Origin of the sequence: Syntrophaceticus schinkii, assembly GCF_000946815.1 — a bacterium.
Lineage (GTDB): Bacteria > Bacillota > DSM-12270 > Thermacetogeniales > Thermacetogeniaceae > Syntrophaceticus > Syntrophaceticus schinkii.
In genome coordinates, this window is sequence record NZ_CDRZ01000071.1 from 1 (window position 1) to 7,325 (window position 7,325).

At 48.9% G+C, this 7,325-nt stretch carries 3 protein-coding genes; all 3 read left to right on the forward strand.

From position 1 onward, the window contains the following. Positions 1 to 1,720: response regulator transcription factor (locus SSCH_RS20790; RefSeq protein WP_044664440.1), on the forward strand; the 1,720-nt coding region annotated here is incomplete at its 5' end. 120 nt (positions 1,721 to 1,840) lie between these two features. Next, positions 1,841 to 2,077, forward strand: coding sequence for a DUF2442 domain-containing protein (locus SSCH_RS04540; protein ID WP_044664441.1), 237 nt, complete (start codon positions 1,841 to 1,843; stop codon positions 2,075 to 2,077). Between the two features lie 72 nt (positions 2,078 to 2,149). After that, a partial coding sequence (locus tag SSCH_RS04545; protein ID WP_198142168.1) for a GLUG motif-containing protein occupies positions 2,150 to 7,325 on the forward strand: 5,176 nt, incomplete at its 3' end.

The window sequence follows — 7,325 nt, forward strand, 5'->3', positions numbered from 1 at the left end:
AATTTTTCTTTTGCACCTATCACCCTTTGAGATAGTCATGATACAGCAGGCATGTTCCCTCATCGGCTGTGATACACTGCCCGAATACGCTTTGGATGCGCTCAGGAGCCCCTTTATCCGCTACGATCCAGCCGAGCGACAGTACGAAGTACATAGCATTCTAATCGAACTCCTGATTCAAAAGCGCGGTGAGCGCGGGCCTGCGTTTGAACACCAGTGCCTGCTGCGGGCGGGGGACTTTTGCCGGGATGAGGGCCAAACCGCTAAAGCTTTTGGCTTTTATATGCAAATCCGAGATTATGAGCGGATGCTCTCGCTTGACCTTTCCGAAATGAACTTGGAGATTATCAACGGTGTGCCCTTTGCGGAGTTAGCCCTTGATATTGCCAAATACTGCCCGGCAGATATTAAAAAGGCGCATATCCTGAACATGCTCCGCATTGCCTGGGCGTTGTTTACGGCCGGGATGAATGAGCAGTTTGAGATATTGATGGATGAACTGCATACCATGCCTGAACTGCTGGAGAATTCAGATTTGCTAAGGGAATGGCTGCTGTTGTCTTCATATAGGAGTTTTCCTTGTCTGTCTGAGATGACTGCCATACTCAGACAGGCTGCCCCGCTTTTTAAAGGCCAATGCTCCCAGATAATTCTCCCTACCGCTCTCTGGTGCTTTGGCAATTATTCCCCGTTGACTGAGTTCTACACTACACCTGGTGAGGCGGATCGTGAGGGCGATGCGCTGGAGGAGTATATCACCATCTATTCTCGTCTTACAAATGGTCACGGCAGCGGTGCAGATGCGCTGTTTCGCGCGGAACTGGCCTATCAACGGGGAAACTTGAGCGATGCAGAGATACTTGCCTACAAGGCGGCGTTTCTTGCCGAAAGCAAGCAGCAAAGTGTGGTTCTATTGGGTGCCGCCATACTGCTGGCCCACGTTGCACTGCACAAAGCGGATACAGTCGGCTGGGAGCGTGCTATCGCCTCAATGGAACGTGCCGCATCCTTCGACCGGCAGGATACGTTCGTCATTAGGTCGCTTCTGGATATTATTCGAGGCGTTCTTCAAAACGAGTTTGAGAATTACAAGAGTATCGCTGATTGGCTGCAAAATGCGGATTTCGCGGAGCGTTGCCTGTCGCCCGCTATGACCAACGCCGGGCTGTTCGTACACCTGCGCTTTCTCATGCATCAAGGTGAATTTGCCCGAGTTATAGGCACGTTACAGGCCGTACGACCGGAAGACGGGCTATTGAGTCCCTATGGGGATCTTTTTCCTTGTTTCCTTATGGCTATCAGCCATATGGCGTTGGGCAACCGTGCTCAAGCCACTGCTTTTGTTGAACAAGCTGCTCAAAAGACTCTTCCCGATGGATTGGTGTCTCCCTTTGCCTCGTATTCACAACTGCTGGGGGACCTGGTTGATGAGGTCATTGGGCGTGATTATCCCGCCCTTTTGGAGAAGTTTAAGACCGTCAGGACGCGCTTCTCACAAGGCTGGTTCACGTTGCGTGAGGCCCTTTTTTCAGGGGAGCTGCCTCCTGACTTAACAGAACGGGAATATGAGGTGGCCAAACTGGCAGCCGCGGGGCTGCGTAACAGCGAAATAGCGGAAAAGCTGGTGATAACGGAAAGCACTGTGCGCGCACATCTACGAGCAATATTTCAAAAGCTTCAAATCGACCGCCGCATCCACCTGGCAGAAAAGCTGAAATAAAATATTTTCAAAAAGATAGTCCATTAAGATTGTCCATTCGGACGATGTGTAAAACAAGGATCCCATTCTATAGTAAATCTGTAGGATGGGATTTTTTGCTGCGGGAAAGGAGGCAAATGCGTGAATTACATCAAAACTGTGCTGCCCATGAAGGACTACCGGCTTTTTATGGAAATGGAGAGCGGTAGTATGGTAACGGTAGACCTTTCCGGAAAGCTGCACACCATGAAATACGCCGGGCTTGCCGATGAAACATTCTTTAAAACCGCCACCACCGATGGGGATTATGTCATCTGGGGCGGCGGGCGGCTGCGCCTGACGGTCAATGAACTGATGGAGGTGGTGTTATTGGGATGATTGAGGGGTGGGGGAAGCTGCAGTGAAGATACCCCGCCCACGTTGCCAAGCAAAAAAGGAGAGGAAGCGAGAATGACTGGTAACAAATTCAATGGGATTACCCGCTTTTTGAAAGGAAAGAGGAGTTTATATGCCGTCCTGCTGACCATGATGTTTCTGTTAACTACTTCCATAGCTGTTTATGCAGAACAAATAACTGCTCCAACCGCTGATCCACCGGCAGGAACTTATTGTGGAACACAGGTATCCACATTTGAAAATGTACTTTTTGCCGGCGGTAACGGCACTGAGTTAGACCCCTACCAGGTGGCAACGGCCGAGCAACTTAATAATGTGAGATACCATCTCGATAAGCATTTTATACAGACAGCAAATATCGACCTGAATGCTGCACCTTATAATACCGATTTGGGTTGGGAGCCCATCGGCAGTTATGGGTCTCCATTTAACGGTACATTTAACGGCAACGGCAAGACCATCAGCAACCTGACTATCAACCGGAGTACTGCGGATTACGTTGGTTTGTTTGGTATTGCCGGGCAATATGCCAAAATCCAGAATGTGAAACTGGAAAATACTACTGTCACTGGTAGGAATAATACCGGCGGTCTGGTGGGTACGAATGCTGACTCTATCACCAACTCCTGCGCCACCGGTGCTGTAACAGGTTCCGAATATGTCGGCGGTCTGGTGGGATACAATCTTGTTGGTGATATCACCAACTCCTATGCCACCGTTGCTGTGAGTGGTGGAACATGGGTCGGTGGTCTGGCAGGATACAATGACTGGGCAACAATCAGCGGTTCATATACCACGGGGGCTGTAACAGGTACAGCTTATGTCGGCGGACTGGTGGGACAAAATAGACAAGGCTCTATCACCAACTCCTATGCCACCGTTGCTGTAACAGGTACAGATAATTATGTCGGTGGCCTGGTCGGCTGCAATCAGGAGAATTCTCAGATTACCAGTTCCTACGCTATCGGTACTGTGGTCGGGAAACAGTCTACTGGCGGCCTGGTGGGAGAAAATTGGGGTACCATTACCAAATCTTACGCCACAGGTGATGTAACAGGCAGCGGTGGAGTCGCTGGTCTGGCAGGAAGCAATTCCGGTACAATTACCAACTCTTACGCCAGGGGTGCTGCAACCGGTACCCAGGATCATATCGGTGGCCTGGTGGGATGGAATAATGAAGGTAGAATTTACCACGCTTATTCTACTGGTGTTGTGACGGGTAGAACATTTGTCGGCGGACTGGTTGGGCGCAGTGACTCTGGTATTATCACTTATAGTTATTGGGACAAAGATGCATCCGGTAGGGATAAATCTACCGTAGGAGAAGGCAAAACTACAGAGGAAATGAAACAGCAGGTAACATTTGCAAATTGGGATTTCAATACTATTTGGAATATTGACGGCAGCACAAACGACGGTTATCCCTTCTTAACAATTTTTGCCGGCGGCAGCGGAACAAAGGAGGATCCCTACCTGGTCGCAACGGCCGAGCAACTTAATAATGTGAGATACCGCCTCAATAAGCATTTCAAACAGACTGCAAATATCGACCTGAATGTTGCACCTTATAATACCGGCGCGGGTTGGGAGCCCATCGGCATTTATGGGTCTCCATTTAGCGGCACATTCGACGGCAACGGAAAGACCATCAGTAACCTTACTATCAACCGGAGTGCTAATTACTCCGTAGGTTTGTTTGGTTATTCCAGTAATACTGCCGAAATGCAGAATGTTAAAATGGAAAATACTAATGTTACTGGTGGGAATAATACCGGCGCCCTGGTGGGAGATAATCGGGCTACTATTACCAACTCCTACGCCAAGGGTGCTGTAACAGGTACAGGTTTTTGTGCCGGCGGACTGGTAGGATACAATTATAAAGCCTCGATATCTGACTCCTACGCCACCGGTACCGTAGCGGGTAGCAAAAGAGTCGGCGGCCTGGTGGGAGAAAATTGGGGTACCATTACCAACTCCTACGCCACCGGTACTGTAACAGGTTCCGCATATGTCGGCGGTTTGGTGGGATACAATGCTTTGGCAACAATCAGCGGTTCATATACCACGGGTACTGTTAACGGTCAACAGTTTACTGGCGGCCTGGTGGGAGACAATTGTGGTACCATTACCAAATCTTCTGCTACAGGTGATGTAACAGGTACAGGTAATTATGTCGGAGGCCTGGTAGGCTACAATCAGCAGAATTATTCCATTGCCGATTCCTACGCTACCGGTACTGTGGTCGGGAAACAGTCTACTGGCGGCCTGGTGGGAGAAAATTGGGGTACCATTACCAAATCTTACGCCACAGGTGATGTAACAGGCAGCGGTGGAGTCGCTGGTCTGGCAGGAAGCAATTCCGGTACAATTACCAACTCTTACGCCAGGGGTGCTGCAACCGGTACCCAGGATCATATCGGTGGCCTGGTGGGATACAATCATGGTGGTACAATTTCCTACGCTTATGCTACCGGTGCTGTTGCTGGCCCAGGTATTCATATCGGCGGTCTGGTAGGTGAGAAGGGCACTGTCACTAAAAGTTATTGGGATACCACTACCTCAGGGACAAAATCCTCTGCTGGCGGCGAAGGCGTTGCAGGCAAAACTACAGCGGAAATGAAACAGCAGGTAACATTTGCAGATTGGGATTTTACGAGTATTTGGAAAATTGAAAGCAGCAAAAACGACGGGTATCCATTCTTGAAAGATAATCCCGCTCATCCGGATCTTGACGCAGTTTATGCCGTTAGGGATGCTTTGACCTGGGATATCATCAAAGGAGAAAACTCTACACCGGATAATATTATAAACAACTTGACCAATCCATTACCTACTGCTGGAACCAATGGTACGTCAATTAGTTGGAGCGCAGACCCTGTCGCTTGGATTAACACTACCACCGGAGAGGTTACCCGACCGACATCAGGTCACCAAACAGTTGTCCTGACAGCTACCATAAGCAAAGGTATATTTAGTGGCATCAAGAAGTTCGTTCTGACGATTATTGATCCTTCTATCGTTGCTACTCCAAGTGCCAGCCTGGCATCTGGAACCTACGGTGAAACGAAAAAAATTACCTTATCTACTGTAACCGAAGAGGCAACCATTTACTATACGACCGATAATAGCGATCCAGCAATCAGCAACACCCGCATTCAGTATACCGGTGAAATAGAAGTAACGGGCAACATGACCATTAAAGCCATAGCAGTAAAAGTGGGTATGGAAAATAGCCCGGTGGCCACATTTGAATATATTATTGTAGTTTTTGACGGTGGTGATGGCAGCTTGGATAACCCCTACCAGGTTGCCATACCGGAACAACTTGACAATGTACGCGAATGCCTTGATAAGCATTTTATACAAAAAGCGGATATCGATCTAAGCAGTTATCATACTGATGGGGGTTGGATACCCATCGGTGTTTCTGGCTCTTCATTTACCGGTACATTTAACGGCAACGGCAAGACCATCAGCAACCTTACTATCAACCGGAGTACTACAGATTACGTAGGTTTGTTTGGTGTTACCGGAGCTACTGCCCAAATCCAGAATATGAAACTGGAAAATACTAATGTTACTGGTAAACAGTATACCGGTGCCCTGGTAGGACGAAATGAAGGTACAATCACTGACTCCTACGCCACCGGTGCTGTAACAGGTGCAGGTACTTATGTAGGCGGCCTGGTAGGATTCAATACAAAAGCAATCAGCGGTTCATATACCACGGGTACTGTGAACGGTCAACAGCGTACTGGCGGCCTGGCGGGAGAGAATGGGGGTACGATCACCAACTCCTACGCCACCGGTGCTGTAACAGGTGCAGGTACCTATGTAGGCGGCCTGGTAGGATTCAATACAAAAGCAATCAGCGGTTCATATACCACGGGTACTGTGAACGGTCAACAGCGTACTGGCGGCTTGGCGGGGGAAAATAAGGGTACCATTACCAATTCTTACGCCACAGGTGCCGTAACAAGTGCAGATGATTATGTCGGTGGCCTGGTCGGCTACAACCAGCAGAATTCTTCCATTACCGATTCCTACGCCATCGGAAAAGTGTTCGGGAGACAGCGTACCGGCGGCCTGGTGGGGGAAAGTAACGGTACCATTGCCAGTTCCTACAGCACAGGTGCTGTAACAAGTGCATATGATTATGTCGGTGGCCTAGTGGGATACAATAGTGGCTCTATTATCAACTCTTACGCCACCGGTGCTGTAACAGATGCTTATGATAATGGCGGCGGACTGGTGGGATACAATAGTGGCTCTATTATCAATTCCTACGCTACCGGTGCTGTTACAGATGCTTATGCTTATGTCGGCGGGCTGGTGGGATGGAATAGTGGCTCTGTTACCAACTCCTACGCCACCGGTGCTGTAACAGGTACACTCGATGTCGGCGGACTGGTAGGAATCAATCGTAAAGGCTCGATATCTGAATCCTACGCCACCGGCGCTGTAACAGGTAGTAAGTATATCGGCGGACTGGCGGGTGTGATTTACGAGGGCTCTATCACCAACTCTTACGCCACCGGTGCTGTAACAGGTATCTATGATCATGGCGGACTGGCTGGGAGCTATACCTCTGGTACTATCACAAATAGTTATTGGGACAAAGATACATCCGGTAGGGATTCATCTGCCGGAGGAGAAGGCAAAACTACAGAGCAAATGAAAGAGCAGGAAACCTATGTGGGTTGGGATTTCAATGATACTTGGAGTATTGAGGGTAGCAAGAACAACGGTTATCCCTTCCTGAAAAATAATCCCCCTGCAACCAGTGCAACCATCAGCCCGACTACCGCATTCTTTGACAAGAAAGCGGGAAGTCAGGCCGATGTAACCACTACTATCACCTGGAACTCAGCAACTAATGTAACCGCGGTTAAGAAGGGCGATGCTGCCTTAACGGTAAATACTGACTACACCGTAGCTGGTAACACCTTAACCATCAAAAAAGAATACCTGGCAGCACTAGCTGTTGGCGATGTAGCTTTAACCATCGAGTTTGACAAAGGTGATGCCGCTGCCTTGAATATTAGCGTATCTGATACAACCCCGGTAACCTATACCTTGACATTAAGTGGTGACGGTTTAACCTCCGATCCCGGAGCTGGAGCTATCACCGAGAACACCTCGGTAACCATTACCGTTACCCCGACAGCAGGTAAGCAGGTAGCCACTTTTACCGTAAATGGAATAGACAAAAAAGCTGAACTAGTAAACA